General features: G+C 54.1%; 11 protein-coding genes. 6 read left to right on the top strand and 5 right to left on the bottom strand.

Annotated elements, in window-relative coordinates; translation table 11 throughout:
• Positions 1-84 precede the first annotated feature (84 nt).
• The 3 genes from G6R38_RS02235 (at position 85) to G6R38_RS02225 (ending at position 5,865) form a co-directional block, all read left to right on the top strand.
• Positions 85-1,605: an efflux RND transporter periplasmic adaptor subunit gene (locus tag G6R38_RS02235; protein WP_166820048.1), complete on the top strand. Its 1,521-nt coding sequence runs from the start codon at positions 85-87 to the stop codon at positions 1,603-1,605.
• 12 nt (positions 1,606-1,617) lie between these two features.
• The gene (locus G6R38_RS27965; RefSeq protein WP_166820047.1) at positions 1,618-4,980 is read left to right on the top strand and encodes an efflux RND transporter permease subunit; all 3,363 of its coding nucleotides are present in this window, start codon (positions 1,618-1,620) and stop codon (positions 4,978-4,980) included.
• Between the two features lie 360 nt (positions 4,981-5,340).
• Positions 5,341-5,865 (top strand): hypothetical protein, encoded by a 525-nt coding sequence (locus G6R38_RS02225; protein WP_166820046.1) that lies wholly within the window; start codon positions 5,341-5,343, stop codon positions 5,863-5,865.
• A gap of 86 nt (positions 5,866-5,951) precedes the next feature.
• On the opposite strand, the gene G6R38_RS02220 is transcribed toward G6R38_RS02225, so the two are convergent.
• Positions 5,952-6,923, bottom strand: a complete 972-nt coding sequence (locus tag G6R38_RS02220; RefSeq protein WP_166820045.1) for a hypothetical protein — start codon at positions 6,921-6,923, stop codon at positions 5,952-5,954.
• 513 nt (positions 6,924-7,436) lie between these two features.
• On the opposite strand from G6R38_RS02220, the gene G6R38_RS02215 reads away from it, so the two are divergent.
• On the top strand, positions 7,437-8,957 hold the full coding sequence (locus G6R38_RS02215) for a hypothetical protein (RefSeq protein WP_240928034.1): 1,521 nt from the start codon (positions 7,437-7,439) through the stop codon (positions 8,955-8,957).
• 113 nt (positions 8,958-9,070) lie between these two features.
• Positions 9,071-10,444: a neutral/alkaline non-lysosomal ceramidase N-terminal domain-containing protein gene (locus G6R38_RS02210; RefSeq protein WP_166820044.1), complete on the top strand. Its 1,374-nt coding sequence runs from the start codon at positions 9,071-9,073 to the stop codon at positions 10,442-10,444.
• 65 nt (positions 10,445-10,509) lie between these two features.
• On the opposite strand, the gene G6R38_RS02205 is transcribed toward G6R38_RS02210, so the two are convergent.
• A complete protein-coding gene (locus G6R38_RS02205; RefSeq protein WP_166820043.1) occupies positions 10,510-13,818 on the bottom strand; it encodes a response regulator in 3,309 nt (1,102 codons plus the stop codon).
• A gap of 14 nt (positions 13,819-13,832) precedes the next feature.
• Positions 13,833-15,545, bottom strand: a complete 1,713-nt coding sequence (locus G6R38_RS02200) for an ABC transporter substrate-binding protein (protein WP_166820042.1) — start codon at positions 15,543-15,545, stop codon at positions 13,833-13,835.
• Positions 15,546-15,568: 23 nt separating this feature from the next.
• Between G6R38_RS02200 and G6R38_RS02195 the strand changes: the two genes are divergently transcribed.
• Positions 15,569-15,775, top strand: coding sequence for a hypothetical protein (locus tag G6R38_RS02195; protein WP_166820041.1), 207 nt, complete (start codon positions 15,569-15,571; stop codon positions 15,773-15,775).
• A gap of 306 nt (positions 15,776-16,081) precedes the next feature.
• Here the strand turns inward: G6R38_RS02195 and G6R38_RS02190 are convergent, their stop codons facing one another.
• Both G6R38_RS02190 and G6R38_RS02185 read right to left on the bottom strand, forming a co-directional pair.
• Positions 16,082-17,731, bottom strand: coding sequence for a prolyl oligopeptidase family serine peptidase (locus G6R38_RS02190; RefSeq protein ID WP_166820040.1), 1,650 nt, complete (start codon positions 17,729-17,731; stop codon positions 16,082-16,084).
• A 303-nt stretch (positions 17,732-18,034) separates the two neighbouring features.
• Entirely contained in the window at positions 18,035-19,063 is a 1,029-nt protein-coding gene (locus G6R38_RS02185) for a Gfo/Idh/MocA family protein (protein WP_166820039.1), read from the bottom strand.
• Positions 19,064-19,095 lie beyond the last annotated feature (32 nt).

The following is a 19,095-nucleotide window of genomic DNA, read 5'->3' as shown; positions in this document are numbered from 1 at the left end:
TCTCTTTCTGGTTGCGAACCGGTGTGCTGCCGCACGCCTGTGTCGTGCCATCCCGTTCTTCCGTGGCGAAGGAGCTGATCGCCCATGCGTTTTCGATTTTCCAATCTCCCGCCTCAATGGCTGTATGCCGCGGGCAGTGTGGTGGCTTTGTTGGTCCTCTGGTTATTTAGCTCTTGGTGGCTGCCGCCGATCACGGATTTTGTCAATCCCCCGGAAGCGACCGCTGTTTCAGACGAGGAAGCCGACGCCCATGACGATGATCATGCCGGTCACGATCATAGTGGTCACGATCACGGGGAGCACGACACTGCTCACGAAGGTCATGACGAGTCCGAATCTCTGGCACTCTCGCCGCAGGCCCGCAAGAACATCGGCTTGAAAACCGGTGAGATCACGCTGACCGACTATGCAAGGTCGATCACGGTGCCGGCGATGGTCACAGATCGGCCTGGCGAAACCACGTTCAAGATGGCGGCTCCGTTGACCGGCGTGGTTACGGGCGTCTCGGTCGTTCGTGGCGAAGCGGTTCGCTCCGGCATGCTATTGTTCACGCTACGGTTGACGCATGAAGATTTGGTGCAAGCGCAAACCGAGTTTCTGCGGTTGCTCGGTCAACTCGATGTGGAACGCAAGGAGTTGGCCCGTCTGGAGAAGGTCAGCAGCGGGGCGATTGCCCGCAAGGTCGTGTTGGAGCGACAATACGAAGTCGACAAACTCGAAGCCCGACTCCGAGCACAGCGTGCCGCACTTCGACTACATGGATTGACGCAAGAGCAAGTCGAGAGCATCGGCCAGGGGCGGGACTTGCTCAGCGAAATCAAAGTCTCTGTTCCGTATCTGCATGATGATGAGTCGCTGCACGACGATTCGGAATCCCAAGCCCGACATCCTCAGCATTCGTTTCGGCAAGTCGCTGCCTATCAAGATGCCGCCGCGTTGCACGAAGACCTCAATACTCGACAGTTCGTGGTTCAAACACTGAATGTGCAAACCGGCGAAGCGGTCCAAGCAGGACAGACGCTGTGTGTGCTGGTCGATTACGAAACGTTGTACATCGAAGGCCGTGCGTTCGAGCAAGACGCCGATCAGATCGTCGAAGCGGCCAATCAAAACCGAACCGTCTCGGCGATCCCGGAAACTGTGGCAGGAACTCCCTCACCGATCGAGGACTTGGACATTGTCTATGTGGCCAACGAAGTTGATCGAGACTCAAGAGCCCTGCACTTCTACATCGGTCTACCGAATCAAGTTGTCCGCGATGCGAAGACTCCTCAAGGAAAACATTTCCTGACTTGGAAGCACAAACCCGGGCAGCGGATGCAGGTCCGTGTGCCTGTCGAGACTTGGCAGGATGTCATCACGTTGCCGGTGGATGCCATCGCCGAGGAAGGGCTTGAGACGTATGTGTTCGTCGAGAATGGCGACCATTTCGACCGTCGCCCGGTGCATGTGATGTACCGCGACCAGTTCGATGCCGTGATCGAAAACGATGGCTCCGTTTTCCCAGGTGACACTGTCGCTTTGACGGCTGCTCACCAGATGCAGATGGCTCTCAAGAACAAAGCTGGCGGCGCGGTCGATCCGCACGCGGGACACAATCACTAAAGGAGAGCCGACATGCTCAACGCCATTATTCGATTTGCTCTCCGGCAGCGGTTGCTTGTCATCGCGTTGGCTCTGTTCCTGATGGGATATGGTGGCTGGCAAGCGATGCACATGGGAATCGACGTTTTCCCCAACTTGAATCGTCCGCGAGTCGTCGTGATGACCGAAGCCCACGGTATGGCCCCGGAGGAAGTCGAGTCGCTGATTACATTCCCGCTGGAAACCGCCCTCAACGGTGCCAACGGTGTGCAGGCGGTGCGGAGTTCCTCCGGCGTGGGTGTCTCGGTGATCTATGTCGAGTTCGACTGGGGAACCGACATCTACACCGACCGGCAAATTGTCGCCGAACGCATTGCACTCGCCGAAGAGCGTATGCCGCCAGGAGTCAAACCGACGCTGGCCCCGATCTCTTCGATCATGGGCCAGATCACAATGCTGGGCATGTGGAGTGAATCTGGCGAGACCGATCCGCTCGAACTTCGGACACTCGCCGACTGGGTGGTGCGTCAAAGACTCCTAACGATTCCTGGTGTTTCACAAGTTTTCACGATGGGCGGCGGACGCAAGCAGTTTCAGGTATTGGTCGATCCCGATGATTTGCTGCGGTACGGCGTGACGTTACACGATGTCAAACAGGCCCTTATCAAGAGCAACCGCAACACCACTGGCGGCTATCTCGACGAACAAGGGCCAAACGAACTGTTGGTACGGGCGTTGGGTCGTGTGCAGACTGTCGAAGATTTGCAGAAGCTGGTTATCACCATCCGAGATGGACGACCGGTGGCACTTCAGGAGGTGGCCCGTGTGCAGGAAGGACCACAGGTCAAACGTGGCGACAGTGCGGCGTTCGTTCGCGAATCTGAGTCCGAGTTTACCGGTGGTCCGGCAGTCGTGCTGACGGTCAACAAACAGCCCAACGCCGACACCCGCGAAGTTACCGATGCTATCAACGAGGCCCTTGCCGATCTTGAAAACTCATTGCCGGATGACATCCATATTGAGACGACTTACTCGCAACGTGCATTTATTGATCGAGCGATTCACAATGTCGTCGAAGCACTAGCCGATGGCGGCATTCTGGTGGTCGTGTTGCTGTTCATCTTCTTGATGAACTTCCGCACGACGTTTATCACGCTGACCGCGATTCCACTCTCGCTGACAATGACCGCCTTGATCTTTGCGGCCTTTGGATTTTCGATCAACACCATGACGCTCGGCGGGCTCGCCGTCGCTATTGGGGAACTCGTTGACGATGCGATTGTGGACGTGGAAAATATCTTTCGCCGACTGCGAGAGAACATCCACAAGCCGCAGGGAGAGCAAAAGAATCCATTGCTGGTCGTGTTCCAAGCCAGCGCGGAAATCCGCAACTCGATCGTCTTTGGAACAGTGATCGTCGTACTAGTGTTCGTGCCGTTGTTCGCGCTTTCTGGAATGGAAGGCCGGCTATTCGTGCCGTTGGGCATGGCCTATATGGTCTCACTGTTGGCGTCGCTGTTCGTATCGCTGACGGTCACGCCGGTGCTGTCATATCTGCTGCTAGGTCGCAAAGGGATTTGGCCGTTCGTCTCCCCGCTGCTGGCCTTTGGGATCTCGGCGGCAGTGTTCTACTGGGTGCTGCCGCGGATTGCCGACTCGGCGGAATCGCCGGGGTTGTCTCCATCAAACCCGCTGTTCTGGACGCTGGTCGCGACCGTGCCGATCTGGTTGTTGATCTTGCTGGCCGACTGGTTTGGTGGCGGCGAGAAAGAAGGGGTGTTTCTACGCACGCTCAAGTGGATCGCCGGTGTGGTCATCCACTTAAGTACGCGGCTGGCAATTCCCATCCTGATTCTCGCGACTCTCGGAGTGACCTGGGCGGGTATCACAATGAGCCGGTTGGAAAGCGACTTCCTGCCGCCGTTCAACGAAGGAACCGTGCAGCTTAATGTCGTATTGCCACCGGGGACTTCGCTCAGCACGTCCAACGAGATTTCGGAGTCTGTCGAAGACCGGCTCAAACAAATTGACGCGATCGTTGGCTTTGCTCGTCGCACTGGTCGGGCCGAACTCGACGAACACGCCGAGGGCGTCAACGTCAGTGAGTTCATCATCGACATCGATCCCAAAACCGAGCAGTCCCGTGAGGAAATCCTCGAAGAACTTCGGGAAGCGATGGCCGATATCCCTGGCATCGTCACCGCCGTCGAGCAACCACTCGCTCACTTGATTTCCCATATGCTTTCCGGCGTGAAAGCGGAAATCGGCATCAAACTCTATGGCGATGACCTGGACGTACTGCGGTCGAAAGCGAAGGAGATGGAAGCCCTGATCCGGGGCGTGCCAGGTGTGACTGACTTACAGGTCGAGCAACAAGTGGTCATTCCTCAACTCCGAATTGAAGTCGATCGCGATAAGCTCTTGCTCTATGGCCTGACACCGGATGATGTCAACGAGTACGTCGAAACCGCGATGAATGGTGATGTCATCTCGGAAGTGCTGATCGGTCAACGTACATTCGATTTGTTCGTGCGATTTGATGAACCGTACCGTGAAGACTTGGACAAACTGCGGCGACTGTCTGTCGAACTGCCCGATGGCGGGACCACTCTGCTCTCATCGGTTGCTAAGATTTACCGCTCGGGCGGACCGAATACGATCAATCGCGAGCAGGTTCGTCGGCGGATTGTGATTCAATCCAACGTCGCCAATCGCGGCTTGGTCGATGTGGTGCAAGACATTCAAGAGACACTCAAGAATGTCGATTTGCCGCCGGGCTACTTCCTCGAGTACGGCGGGCAGTTCGAGAGTCAACAGTCGGCGTCACGCACGCTCGTCGTGTTGTTCGCGATCTCGCTGACCGGCGTGTTCCTCGTGCTCTACACAATGTTCCGTAGCGTGAACTTTTCGCTGCAAGTCATGGCAGCCTTGCCGATGGCGTTTATCGGTTCGGTGATAGCTCTCGTGCTGACCGACCAGACGCTGACCGTCGCCGCAATGGTCGGTTTCATCTCCCTCGGCGGTATCGCCTCACGGAACGGGATTCTGTTGCTAAACCATTACCTCCATCTTGTGCAATACGAGGGGGAAGGTTGGACTCGGTCGATGATCGTCCGTGCCGGCCAGGAACGCTTGGCTCCGGTGCTGATGACGGCACTGACCTCCGGCATTGGATTGCTGCCGCTGGCGACTGCTGCGGGCGAGCCAGGTAAGGAAGTGCTGTATCCGGTGGCGACGGTGATCATCGGTGGTCTTGTCAGCAGCACGCTGTTGGAGTTCTTCGTCCGTCCCGCTTTGTTCTGGACTTTCGGACGCGGCGTCGGTGAGAAGATCGTCAGTGAAGCTCGCCAAGAGGTCCCGCTCGTTGAAGAAGCTCAGATGCATTCGGCGGTATAACCACCTTGCGATCGGGCTTGAAGAACGGCTCCGGCCCAACCATTTTGAAGTCCTTTGAAGAAGGAACTGACTATGTTCGCAACACGGAAGTTTCTGACTCCTCTGTCGAACGCTTTATTTCGGTCGCCTTCGCTATGACTATGCCGACGTGCTGATCTCTAAACTCAATGGCGGAAAATCTCGCTGAATTCCCGCTCGAAAACATAACTCGGAACAGTGGTACCGAACCGGTGGCTTCGACACGAGTCGTCATCATGAATGCCTACTGCAACCGAACCGAACGCTCGCCCGAAACTGGTTCAGGCGAATTCCATCGACTTTAACTGACAACGATCACCGCAAACGACTAGGAACATATTCATGCGATTCCCTCACACAACTTTCGCACTCCTTTTGACGTTGACGGCCTCTCTCACATTCATCGGCTGTACGAACCAGGAGGAGAAACCTGACACGCAGGAAATCCCGGATAATCCCCCGCCCGCACCATCCGGAAGCAAAGATGCCCATCCGACGAGAGGCCCGCATCATGGCCGTCTGATCGAACTCGGCAAAGAGGAATACCACGGCGAACTCCTTCACGACGAAGACACAGACGCGGTCACCATTTACTTGCTTGATGGCTCAGCCAAGAACACTGTGCCGATCGACGCCGAGGAGGTCACCGTCAATGTGTCGCGCGGTGGCAAGCCGAAGCAGTTCGAACTGAAAGCCCAACCGGTCAAGGACGATCCGGACGGCCAATCGTCCCGGTTCTTCTCCGACGACAAAGAACTTGGCGAACATCTCGACGAAGACGGAGCCAACGCCCGTTTAGTCGTGAAGATTGGCGGCAAGTCCTATAACGGTGAGATATCACACGAAGACCACGGACACCAACATTGACAGTTGCGTCTGATCGAGGCAGGTACCCGTCTGCCCGCGGAGCGGTGGAGGAAACCAAGACTACGCTAACGAACAATCGTTTTTCGTCATCGACTTCCCGCTTGAGTTTTGCTAGCGAACTTCTCATGGAGCGTGCGAAGGGATGTGATCACCATCTTCAGATCTCCGACGACCACGAATGAGCGAAAGGAATACTCACTCGGCTTGACGCCGTTTGCGTCACGGACGCGGAACACGCAGTTCCATTTGACGACCTTCGCGTGTGGAAAGCGAAACCGCCCGTAGCCAGCCCGTTCGTAGCCCGGTGACGGTTGATCGGGCGAGAACACGCCCATGGCATGCGAACCGCTTTCCGTCGAGAACACCACCGGACGCGATTGTTCGCCGGGACCATCAGAAAGCGGATCCAGTTCGCGGGTCTTTGGACTGAAGCTCCAGAACTTTTTGAACTTCGCAGGCATATAGCCCGTGACAGCTTCGAATTGAGCATAAGTGTGCTTTTCGCCGATCGGCATGCTGAACGTGACATCATATTGAATCACGTTTGGCAGACCGTCGTAGCCGATTTGCACCCGCTTAATGAGAAGATGGTTCGAGAGAACTTCGGTATTTTTTGCCGGATGACCTGCGGACTTTTGACCGGGAGTTAGCCAGAAGGCCATTTGTGATGTCGTTTGCAGAGCGTCCTTGGTGGTGACGATGTGAAGCAGTCGGCTGGTGGAAGTCTCACCTTTTCCGTCTTGTCGGGAGCCGGCTTCAGTCGGATTGAATGTCTCGCCGGTGAACTTGGTCCCGCAGTCGAAGTTCGCTGCTGACTGAAGCTGCCGCCCGTGGTCGAAACTGTCGATAAACTCCTGGCCATTCCACGTCAGTGAGTGAATCGCACCCGCCAACCGGGATGTGGTCGTAATCACAATTTCCGAAACCCCTGCGGAAGCCCGAATCACCGTATGCCCCTCGGACAATTCGGTCTTGGCGGATTCCTCTGCTGCGATGGAACGAAAAGCGATGCCAGTCCCAATCAAAGCGACCGCTGCGAAGAAAAACACGATTCTCATGGAAGTGGTATTTCGAAACTAGTGTGGTCAGGGAGCTGTTACGCCTGGGAGACAGACCGCCGATTAACGTTGTTCCTAACGGCTCAGATCCAGCCCGTCAATGGCGTTGTTCAAAACCGGACATGCTACGACTACCGAATGCTTTTTCATTTCGAGGGAACCCTGGGAAAGGTCGTCGTCGAACTGAAGTAGGACGATAGCCGATACAATCGCTTGTGGATTTCCAAATCCGTTGCGAACGAATCAACCGCGACTGATTTCCCAGCCGAGTCAGTCCACGATACAATCTCATCTTGCAGGCGATGCTAGTGAGCATCGCTAATCCCGTCTTGCAGGACAACAATGCAAGTGCGATACGGGAGTGCGGAGCAATAACCGGACGCGTTTCGATCATAGCGATTGAAACGCGTCCTTTTGATGCTCTCCGCATTGAAATCGTTGCACAATTCCCGGCAAGGTCTTTCCCAGCCGTGAAGGCAGCGACACCAATATGGCAACAAAAGGGTCTGCCAGATGAAATTGCAATCGTTGATCGTCTTCTGTGTCAGCTTCAGCTCGATGCTGATCGCTGCGAGTCACGCCGCAGAACCAATCGATATCGGCTCGCGACGCGAACTGCTGGTCGATCATCATCTCATCGCACGCCTCGATGGTGTGCGGTTAGAGCTGCATCGACCAACTCGGCGTGAAGTTGTCTTTCGCAGCGATGCCGCTTGGGAGGGAAACGGCAGCGCGTATCAAAGTGTCGTTCACGATGGCGATCGTTTCCGAATCTATTACCGGGGCGGCCATCATCCGAATTCGAAAGCCTACAAAACGAGCAAGAATTCCTGGGAGACTCTCTGCGTAGCCGAGAGCAAAGACGGCATCCACTGGACGCGTCCCGAATTGGGCATCATCGAATTTCAGGGGTCCAAGAAAAACAATCTCATCCTTGATAAAGCCATGGTGAGCGAATTTAAAGGCAGTCCTGCGCACACCGCCGTTTTTCTAGATACGAACCCTGATTGTCCAAAGTCGGAACGTTACAAGATCGTGATCGTTGGTAGCAAACCACGCGGTCTCTACTTAATGGTCTCCGCGAACGGAACACACTTTCAACTGAAGAGCAAGAAACCGTTCGTCACCCACGGCGCGTTCGACTCGCAAAACCTGATGTTCTGGGATTCCGTGGGGGGAGTTTATCGTGAGTATCACCGCGCTTTTGACAACGACGTTCGCGGCATTATGACTGCTGCCTCGGAAACTCCGGACAGTTTTCCCCATCCGCAGTGGCTCAAGTATCCCGATGCGACCGAGCAAGCACTGTATACCAACCAGATTCAACCGTACTTTCGCGCTCCCCATATTCTGATGGGGTTTCCCATGCGATACAATGATCGGGGTTGGTCGCCATCGATGAATCAACTTCCCGGCTTGGAGGAGCGGCAGTATCGTTCCAAGCAAAGCCAACGTTATGGCACGGCGGTGACTGACGCCGCATTCATGACCAGCCGCGACGGACTGACATTTCACCGTTGGAGCGAGGCCTTCATTCGACCGGGCCCATCGCGAAAAGATACGTGGGTTTACGGAGACAATTTCATCTTCTGGGGAATGGTTCCCACGAAGTCGCACTTGGAAGACGCGCCTGATGAAATCTCGCTGTACGCGACGGAAGGTTACTGGGAAGAAAACGCGACAAGCTTCCGACGCTATACTCTCCGCATGGACGGCTTTGTCTCGGCCCAAGCACCGTTCAGTGGCGGCGAGTTGTTGACGAAGCCGTTGAAGTTCGACGGCTCGCAACTGGAATTGAACTTCTCGACCTCCGCGGTCGGCAGCGTGCGAGTCGAAATACAGGACGGTGATGGCAAACCGATTCCTGGTTTCGGACTCGCTGATTGCAACGAGCAATTTGGCGACGAACTTGATCGAGTTGTTTCCTGGAAAAGTGGAACTGATGTTAGTCAGCTATCTGGGAAAACAGTGCAATTGCTTTTTGAATTGAAGGACGCAGACCTTTACGCATTCCAATTCACCGATGGAGACTGAACACAAATTGAACAACGCCACTAGCGTCGCTTGGTTGTCTATTGGCGAAGAGTCGATCAATATCGGCAGGCGAATCGAAATGCGTTACTTCAAGTTTCTGCAATGAGAACGACATGAAAACATTGTTAAAGCATCTCCTGTTACTGGCGATTGCAATTTCCCTCACCAGCGGCTACGCAGTCGCTGGTGAGTGGAAAGCTGGAGTGGCCCGTGCTGTGATTACTCCAGAGACGCCGGTCTGGCTAGCGGGATACGGAACGAAACGGGCACCCGAAGGGAAAATCCATGACCTGTGGATGAAGGCTCTCGCACTCGATGACGGCGAAGGAAACCGAGTCGTGATGATCACGAGTGACTTTCAAGGCGTGCCCAAAACCATGAGCGATCGTGTGTTTGTGCAACTCGATAAAGAGTACGGGTTGCAGCGGCAGCACATCATGTTCACGTTTTCGCATAATCACTGCGGGCCGCGATTAGGGGACGACCTGATTGACTATTATCCGGTCGAAGCGGCCCAAGAACAGCTTGTCAGCGAGTACACCGATCGGATGGTGACACGCACGGTGGAACTCGTCGGTGAAGCGTTGTCCCGATTGGCTCCGGCGACGCTGCAACAGGGAATGGGAAGTACCTCGTTTGCGGTGAATCGGCGGAACAATCGCGAAGCTGATGTGCCCAATCTGCTGGCTCGCGGCGAACCGTTGCGAGGCCCCGTTGACCATTCCGTTCCCGTGTTGACGGTCACGCGACCTGATGGAAAACTGGATGCCGTCCTGTTCGGGTATGCCTGCCATCCCACGACTCTCAGCTTTCGTCAGTGGTGTGGCGACTACCCTGGCTTTGCCCAGATTGAAATTGAGAAAAAGTATCCCGGTGTAACGGCGATGTTCGTCAACACCTGTGGCGGAGATCAGAACCCACTGCCTCGCCGCAAAGTCGAACTCTGTGAAAAGTATGGGCGGATGCTAGCCGTTGCAGTCGAAGAGACGTTGGAGCAAAAACAGTCTCTGAAACCAGTCACGCCAAGAATTCGAACGGCATTCGAGATTGCGGAACTGCCGTATCTGAAAGTCGTGACCAAGGAAGAATTACAAGAACTCACAAATGACACCCGCGCGTTACGTGCTCGCTGGGCGAAACGTCTGCTCAAGAAGCTGGATGACGGTCACAAATTTGAGTCGGCATATCCGTATCCGATCCATGCCTGGCAACTTGGAAATGAGATGCTCGTGATCGGCATGGGGGCCGAGACTGTTGTCGATTACGGACTGCGTTTCAAACGCGAATTCGGCCCCGGCACTTGGGTCTGCGGTTATGCGGACGACATGATTTCGTACATCCCCTCACGACGAGTCTGGGAGGAAGGCGGCTATGAAGGCGGTTACAATCTGTACGAATATGGTCGTCCGGCGTTTCGCTGGCGTGGCGACATCGAAGACCGAATCGCAAAGTCAGTCCACAAGCTCGTCAAGCAAGTGCGAAACTGAATGACAGCTCTGGACGATGATCATAATCAGTTTTCAAGTGGTCGTCTTCGTCGTTATCGCCCTTCTTAATTCTGACAGAATGCAGTGAGCTGATTCGCTAACTCTTCGATTGCTTGTTCAAGCGTTGCGAAGGTCGAAGCGGCTTCGGTGATTTGCTCGGTGTTACCCATGGTTTCAAGCTCTTGAGCTAGTTCAACGACCTGGATCGCTGCGAGCGCTCCGGCGGCGCCCTTCAAAGTATGAGAGGCACGACCGATCGCTGTGGGATCGGCCTGCGAAACCGCCTCTTCGACTTCCGTCATTAGTTTCGGATATTCTTCCAGAAAGGCTTTGATGATCTCTTTCATCAACTCAACGTCACCATCGACGGTTTCCATGGCACGGGCGTGATCGAAGGCCGATACGGCATCCTCCAATTGAACGGCATCGATTGGATTTGCTGCGGTCGCATGGTCCGTGTCAGCCAACGAGAGTTTCAGCGGTGACTTTGTCTCCGCCGAATCTCGAATTGGATAACTTTCCACCATTTCAAAGAGTTCACTCGGTTGCAGTGGCTTTGAAATATACCCATCCATGCCGGCAGCGATGCACCGCTCGCGATCCCCCTTCATGGCGAAAGCCGTCATGGCAACGATTGGAATTCGTCCGCCAGTCTGCTGCTCGCGTTTGCGGATGGTCTGTGTTGTCTCGAACCCGTCCATCTCCGGCATCTGAACGTCCATCAGAATAATATCGAATTCCTGTTGATCTAATGCGTGAATCGCCTCTTTGCCGTTCCCTGCGACAATGACACGATGCCCCCGTTTTTCCAGGAGCTTGACCGCGAGTTTCTGATTCACGGCATTATCTTCGGTTAACAGAATTTGCATGCTTTGCTGATTGGCATCGACCTGCGAATGGCTTTTCGGCGACTGCTTGTGCGTCTCTGCTGGTTCGCTTTCAATCGCGGTGAGGATCGCATTCAAGAGTTCGGACCGCTTGACCGGCTTCGTCATGTATGCAGTGAGCCCTAATGATCGACACCGCTCGGCATTCTCGTGGCGATCAGCAGAGGAGAGCATCATCATGGTCGACGGGTGAAAACCGGGCCGCTTGAGAATTTCCTGAGCCAGCATGAAGCCATCCATCTCGGGCATCATGTTATCCAACAAGACGATCCGAAAAGGGCTTCCCTGATCAAGGGCTTCCTCGATCGCTTTCAAGGCCTCGGGACCGCAGGTGACGGCCGTCGGTTTGAGACCCCAATTGGAAAGGACCTCCACGAGAATGCGGCGGTTGGTGGCATTATCGTCGACCACCAAGACTCGCAGGCCTTTGATCTCGGATAGTTCCTGGGGGACTTGTCGAGCTGGCGGCGATGTGGAGAGTCCGAAGCGGGCGGTGAAGTGAAATGTACTCCCCTGGCCCTCTTCACTCTCGACCCAAATGCGTCCGCCCATCATCTTCACAAGCTGAGAGGAAATCGCCAAACCTAAACCAGTCCCTCCGAACTTACGCGTCGTCGACGGATCGACTTGTGAAAAGGCTTGGAACAGAAGGCCGAGTTTCTCGGCTGGAATTCCGATGCCAGTGTCTTTGACGCTGAAATGAATGCAGACGTCTGAGTCGGACTGTGTTTCCTTCTCGACGCGAACAACGACTTCACCTTCGCCGGTGAATTTCACCGCATTCCCGATCAAGTTGACAATAATCTGCCGCAATCGGCCGGGGTCGCCCACGAGTGAATCTGGAACGTCCGAAAGGACATGACACGCGAGTTCCAACCCCTTGGTGTGAGCCCGAAGTGCCAGCGTGGTGACGGTGTCGTCTAGGTGCTCACGAAGATTGAAATCGATCGGATCTAGATCAAGTTTGCCAGCTTCAATCTTGGAGAAGTCGAGGATGTCATTGATGACTGCCAAGAGGTAATCCGCCGACGATTTGACCATCTCCAGGTACTCGCGTTGTTCCGTGGAGAGTCTGGTATCGAGAGTCAGTTCAGTCATGCCAATGATGCCATTCATTGGCGTCCGAATCTCGTGACTCATGTTCGCCAAAAACTCGCTTTTCGCTTGATTCGCACTCTCGGCGGCTTCCTTAGCGTCTCGCAGCATCACCTCGGCTCGTTTGCGGTCATCGATGTCGGTATGGATTCCCACCCATTCGCGAATGGTTTTATCGTCTCCGAGAATTGGCACAGCGCGAACTAGCATATGACGGTATGTGCCATCGAACCGTCGAAGCCGATGTTCGACTTCATAAAGCGAGCGTTCGGCGACTGCAGTTGACCAAACTGCGGCGGTGTTTGGGCGATCGTCGGGATGAACAGCGTTGAGCCAACCCCAGCCTTTGAGTTCATGGAAACTCTGCCCTGTGAATTCGCTCCATTCAGATTGTTCTGTTTCAAACTCTCCTGAAGCGGGCGTGTTCCAAACGATGGCCGTCGTCGCCTCCACCAATGATCGGTAACGTTCTTCCTCGCGTTTCCGCTCGTCGGCTTCGAAAAGAAGTGTTTCGGTGGCCGTTTGCAGTTCCCCAGTTCGTTCCTCGACGCGTAATTCCAACTGAGCATTCAACTCCCGAACCTCGGCTTCGGCCTGCTGTTGCTGAGCGATATAGCTTTGGATCCCAGCCGCCATACTTTCCATATCGCGTGCAAGATCGCCGAGTTCGTCTCTAGATCGCACGTCGATGGTTTCAATTGGTTCGCGATTTGCAATGCGTGTTGCGGCGTCTTTGAGAACTTGAATCGGATGAACAATCTTGCGAGCAATGATCAGACCGATGCTACCGACAACCAATGTCATCAACATAATTACAGCCCATGAAATCCAGAACACGCGATGGTATTGAGTCGTTGCACTTTGATACGCAGATTCGGCATTCTGGATCCTAGACTGCATCCACTTGTTGAGTCGATCGTTGACTTCTCGGAATTGTTCGCGTTCTGCCCCAATTGCATTGATGAAAGCCTCCTCTCGATAACGCAGCCGAGCGTTTTCGACAGTGAGATCTTTGAGGGCTTTGTACTTCCCCCAACTATCTTCCAGCTGTCGAAATGCTTCAACTTCATTCGGGTCGTCTTCGGGCACCTTCCACTCGCGGAGCGTCTGATCGATTTGCTGAGTCAGTAGGGTTTGCCGTTCGATCAGTTCATCACGAAAGGTGGGATTCGGAGCCATTACGATCGAAAGCGACAACTGGCGGAGTTCGTTCAACGGGTTCGTGATCTGCAGTGAACCGTCTCGGAAGTCTTCGGCCGTCTGATAGACTTGATTCACCCATTGGAAAGTCAATGCGGTATTCGAAATCCCATACAAGCCCAATCCCACAAATGCCACCACAGCGGTGCCGACGAGCCACATGAGTTTGATCAATACGCCGTGGTTCTTCATTTTCATTGTCTCGGCTAACGAACGTTGACCCGTAGAATTCGTACTGGTTCTTGCAACGATGAAGGGTAAGTTGATCCCGGCGGTCTGACAGACCAGTGCTGGTCGGTGACCTCAATTTTCCAGAGCGGAATCGAAGCCATTTTATAAGGATGAAAAACAACTTCCTTGTTGATTGCAAAGACTTTGTTCGGCGTTGGAACGAACAACATATAGGCTCGATCGTAGGCTCGTTGCATGATCTTCGAGCAGACATCAGGAAACGCCGGATCATCAACGGCAATCCGGAACATTTCATCAACGTATTCGTTCATCACTGGATCCGGCGATACGGTACTCCAGACATTGTTTGTGCGAAACACTAGAAAAGTCGAGTACGGATGATTGAAGTACCAGTCGTCATTTCCCCAGACAAGGAGATCCCAGTCAACATCGTTCTCACCCGCGTTCGTTTTCAGTAGAGCCTCGAACACTTCCTTTTCACTTTTTTTAATGTTGATATCTAGATTGACTCCGACACGACTAAGTTGCGTCTCGATGCCTCGCCATAATGGTAAGAAGCGATCTTGGGTGACGACTTTCAAGTTTAATCCTTGGAGGATCGTTCTAAGGCGAGCTTGTGTTTTCGTGTCATAGGGATTGTGGTGTTTCGAAACTGGCAGAAGGCGATTGGAAACTTCGCGGACACCGGGGAAATAGGGTGAGATTGGAGAGAGACGGCCTTCATCTTCATAGACGAAATGCAAAATGTTCTGTTGATGCAACGCCTCGTTCAAGGCCCGGCGGACCGTTAGATTTTTGAGAAGCGGATTCCCTGTGATCATATTCATGTGGATGGCGATGTTGTCCGTCGACGGTGTTATCACCAGCTTGCTAAACGGCGCTATGATCGTTTCCACTTTGTCCTCAGGAGGCGTCAAGGTAATGTCTAGCTGACCTTCCTCGTAGAGAACCATCCGCTTGGCGTCGAGCGTATCAAGTTCCGTGTAGACCGTAACCGTTTCGATCTTGGGATATTCGGGGTCCCAATAGTAGGGGTTCGCCTTCAAAACGGCTTTTGCAGTATGGCGGTCTCCTTCGATGTAACCTTCGGTTAGAACATAAGGCCCGAGACCGTAGGGACCGGGCATTGACAGGTTCGGACAGTTGGCTTTGCCGTTCCATCCGCCGGGATTCAACCTTAGGTAGTCTTCGGAATAAAACTGCATCCACATGGCATCGTTCATAAACGAGCCGTATTCCTCCGTCAGATGAAACCGTACGGTGTAATCGTCAATTTTCTCACAGTGGTCGAAAACCTCGTCGATCTTGCTGTATTTCACAGGAGCTTTCTTGAAATACTCCATGTTCAAAACAACCGAGTCCGCGTTGAATGCGGTTCCGTCTTGGAACTTCACGCCTTGTCGCAAGCGAAATTCGTAGGTCGTTTTGTCGATCAGCTGATGATCGACCGCCATGTCATATTCCCAGCCACGGGGTTCGTCCGACGGTTTGATCAACGCTCCATTGATAGCATGTGAGGTGTAAAGATACGGCAAGCTTGGGAGAAAGACTTTGAGATGGGAACCCTTGACCAAACCGCGGGGAACTCGCTGGGGGGCATCATCGTTCCTGAGAATGACTGGTCGAATCGTGCTGTCCTGTCCCCAGATAGAGGCGTTCGCGAATATCACCAAGGAGGCGTTAAGAATCAGGACGAGATGCCAATGACGGTACACAACGCGAAACATGGCCTGCCTCGACTTTTCGACGAATGTCGTTTCTGAAAGTGCGAAATGCTTTGCGAGTTGTCGAAGTACCAGGATACCATGACGACCCCGTCTGGCTCTCCAATTCGATTCAAAAAATCGAAGTTTTCTTGGACTTGGCGAATTGGGAGCGAGAGTCAATCGTGCCGAACGTCTCGGATTTGGTGGGCAACGTAGAGGTGCCGTCTCCGATTCTCAAGCTCGCCCCCTGAGGATCACGGAACGGAGCCGTTCCCGGCCGCAGACCTTTCGGGAGTCCTGTCCCAGACCGGAAGAGTCCTCACGGAATGGATCTCGATTGACGTGCGGACACGATCGTTCCGCAGCCAAGCGAGTTCACATCAGCGTCCTGATCCGATCCGCTTGCCAGAACCGCCAATAAGTCTTTGGGTAAGCCCCCCTTCAGAATCAGTTTGCGTAGAAATTCAGTGAGTTGCCGACGTGGACCCAAACAGCGTCGCTGTCCGGTCGCGTTGTACGGCTCTCGGTACGCATCGTCTTACTCGGCCGATGTCGTGTTATTTGGGGTTCAACCCCAGCTTGGCTAGGAATTTATCTGTTAAGGTCATGGTGTCGAAGTACAGTTCTTTGTCTTTCATGAGGTATCCGTGTTTACCACCCTCGTGAGCCGCCAGTTCACACCGATTACCCGCCTTGTGCATCGCATCGCGAAACGCTTCAGCACCGGCAAATGGAGTGACCGTGTCTCCGGTGCCGTGGAAGATCAACGTTGGTGGAACCTTTCCGCGGACTTGGTGGGCTGGTGAGAGTTCCCGCCAGCGTTTGCCGATCTTGGCGTTGCCGTACCCTGCCGGAGACGTGTCGATCACGGGGAATAGCAGCACGAGGGCATTGGGAGTGGAGGAAACTTCCGTCGACTCCCTCGGCTCGTCGACACCGTCAAACAAAGCCGTCCCGACAGCCACGTGTCCACCAGCTGATCCTCCGCTAACAATGATTTTATCCGGGTCAATTCCAAGGGACTCAGCATGAGATCGGACAAACCTGACCGCGGAACGGCCATCCTTGACGCAATCGAACACGGTCGTGCCCTGTTTCAAGTTGAGCAGCCGATATTGCACGCTAATGCCGACCATTCCCTTCAGACGAAAATAATCCGCGAAAGGAGCCATACGCCCCGGTTCACCCCCCGTCCAGCCTCCACCGTGAATCACGAGAAAACAGGGCCGTCGATCTGTGGGTTTCCAGTTCAACGGCTCGTAGATATGCAAGTATAGTTCTCGTCCCCCGGCCTTCTTGTAGACCATCAACCGATCAGCTGTGAGCTTTGCTGCCATCTTCCCGACGGCGTCACTTCGTCCCGTTCTTCGTCCGCGGGGCTTTTCAACGGAAGCATGTTGAGTGATGAACTCCACGATGGGGCTGGGGTCATCCAAGCTATGCGGATGGTGTCCGACGCCCGGCTTGGCAATGAGCGTGATATCACCACCAAACTTCCGATAACGCTCGGCCAGGACCCCCGTGTTTTCTTCCCACGGAACCACTTCATCAGCGTCTCCGTAGACATGCAGTAAGGGGACGTCTGCCGCAGCAAGCGGAGCAAGATTGTCAATTGGATTTTTATCGTAAGCGATAGCTTCCGCATCGTCTTTGAAGCCATACCGCTGCAGGACGAGCTTCCAATCACGCGGGCTCCCTTTGCCAGCCCCTTTGCCGCCTGGCCAACTCTTGAAATCGCAAACCGGCGCGTCTCCATAGATGCACGCCACTTGGTCAGGATTGGCAGCGGCCCAGTTGTAACAGTACAGGCCACCCCGACTCAGGCCGACCAGTGCCGGCTTCTCGGCGAGTCCATATTTCTGCGTGAGTTCTTTATAGAACGTATCCCAATGAGCAACAGCTTCGGGAGCGCCGAGCATGTCGGGAACTCGCAAGTAGGCGATATGAAACCCCTGCTTCAACAGAGCAATATCCGGTGCCGGTTTGTGACCAAAGAATTCACCGTGCCAAACCCACGGCCGCCCCGGTGCAGACTCTTTCGGCGCAACAACCAATGCCGATTTGCCATCGACTTCGAAATCGTATCGCGAAAAACCATGCCAATCCTTCGGTTGACCAGGAAATGCAGCCGGACTCGATTCGTCAGCAAGACACGGTATCGTGATTGTCAATATGATGACTAGCAATAGACAATTCTTGAGTTTCATGGTTGTCCAAAGACACTGATCGATCATTCGATTCGACTTTCTAAAATTCCTGCTGGAGAAAGGGCTCGCTGTTACGTATCGGGCGTGCTCTTTCCGTTCCTACGAAATCGTCTTGTAACTATCGTTATTTCGACACGAACAACCACGTAAAACATGCGACGACGCCTGATCATACCGAAACAAGCATTGGAAATCAGCCGCGGGAACCAATGCGCCGGATCATGTTGCTCGCCCGTAGTGTGTCCAAGGGGATTAACACTTCTGATCGGCTAGTGTCGCTCGATTCGTTCGAGCGGTTTCCCGTTACGATGTGAATTTGACCGCTTGGCGTGTTTCTGCCGCTGCGTAGATCCCGAAGACCGTTCGCAGTGTGTTCAGCGATTCCTGTGTCGTGATCGGCGGCGGAGTATCATGGGCAATCGCAGAGATTGCGCGGGTCACGAACGGCGTGTAACCGCGGGGTTCAGTCGCCTGATCGAAACTCTGAATTTGCTTCGCTTTTGGTCCTGACGACTCGTACCAGACCAGCTTCGGCGTCCCTATGGAATCAAGATTGAGCCAGCCTTTGGAACCCCAGATTCGAATCTGTGTGTGATATCCGGCATCCAGGTAGTAGCCCGAGTTAATCGTTCCGACAATGCCATCTTCGAATTTCAACGTGGCGACCGCCGAGTCTTCGACATTGATCGGTTGGCCACCAACATTGGCGATCATTCCCGTCACTTCAGCGATCTGGGAGTCCGTGAGATACATCGCCAAGTCGAGCCAATGAATACCCAGCCAGATGAGATGTCCGCCACCAGAACGTTGCCGATCGGCAAACCAGGACTGGTGATAACTCTCGCGAGTCAGCCGTGTCTGGTCGGCTACGATGTGCATGTCGATACTGTAGACACTTCCAATCCGTTTTTGACGAATCATCCTGCGGGCGGCCAACGATTCCGGATTCACGCGATTTGCAAACGCCAGCATCAATTGGAGGTGCTTTGACTCCGCCAGATTCGCGAGCTTTTCAAACTGTTCGATCGAAGTACAACCGGGCTTTTCCGAAAAGACGTGGGCCCCGGCTTCCAATGCCGCTTCGATAACGGGAGGGGCCAGGACTGCTTCCATCGAGATGAGGCAGAACTTTGGTGACTCTTCTTTGAGCAACTTGGCGTAACTCGTATACGTTCGCGTCAGTTTGCCACCGAGTGCCTTTTCAGCCGACGCTTTCCATCGCTCGTCCGGATCAGCCAACACAACTTCATCGCAATCGTCCGCAACTGCGAGTGCCGATAGGTACGCACTTAAATGGGCACCTCCGGCATGTGTCATTAGTGCGACCTTCATCGTTGTTCTCCCATTTGTTCTACAAACAATTT

This window comes from Thalassoroseus pseudoceratinae, from assembly GCF_011634775.1.
In the GTDB taxonomy this organism is placed as follows: Bacteria; Planctomycetota; Planctomycetia; order Planctomycetales; family Planctomycetaceae; genus Thalassoroseus; species Thalassoroseus pseudoceratinae.
Note: the sequence above shows the minus strand (reverse complement) of the source record. Positions and strands in the feature narration are given on the sequence as shown.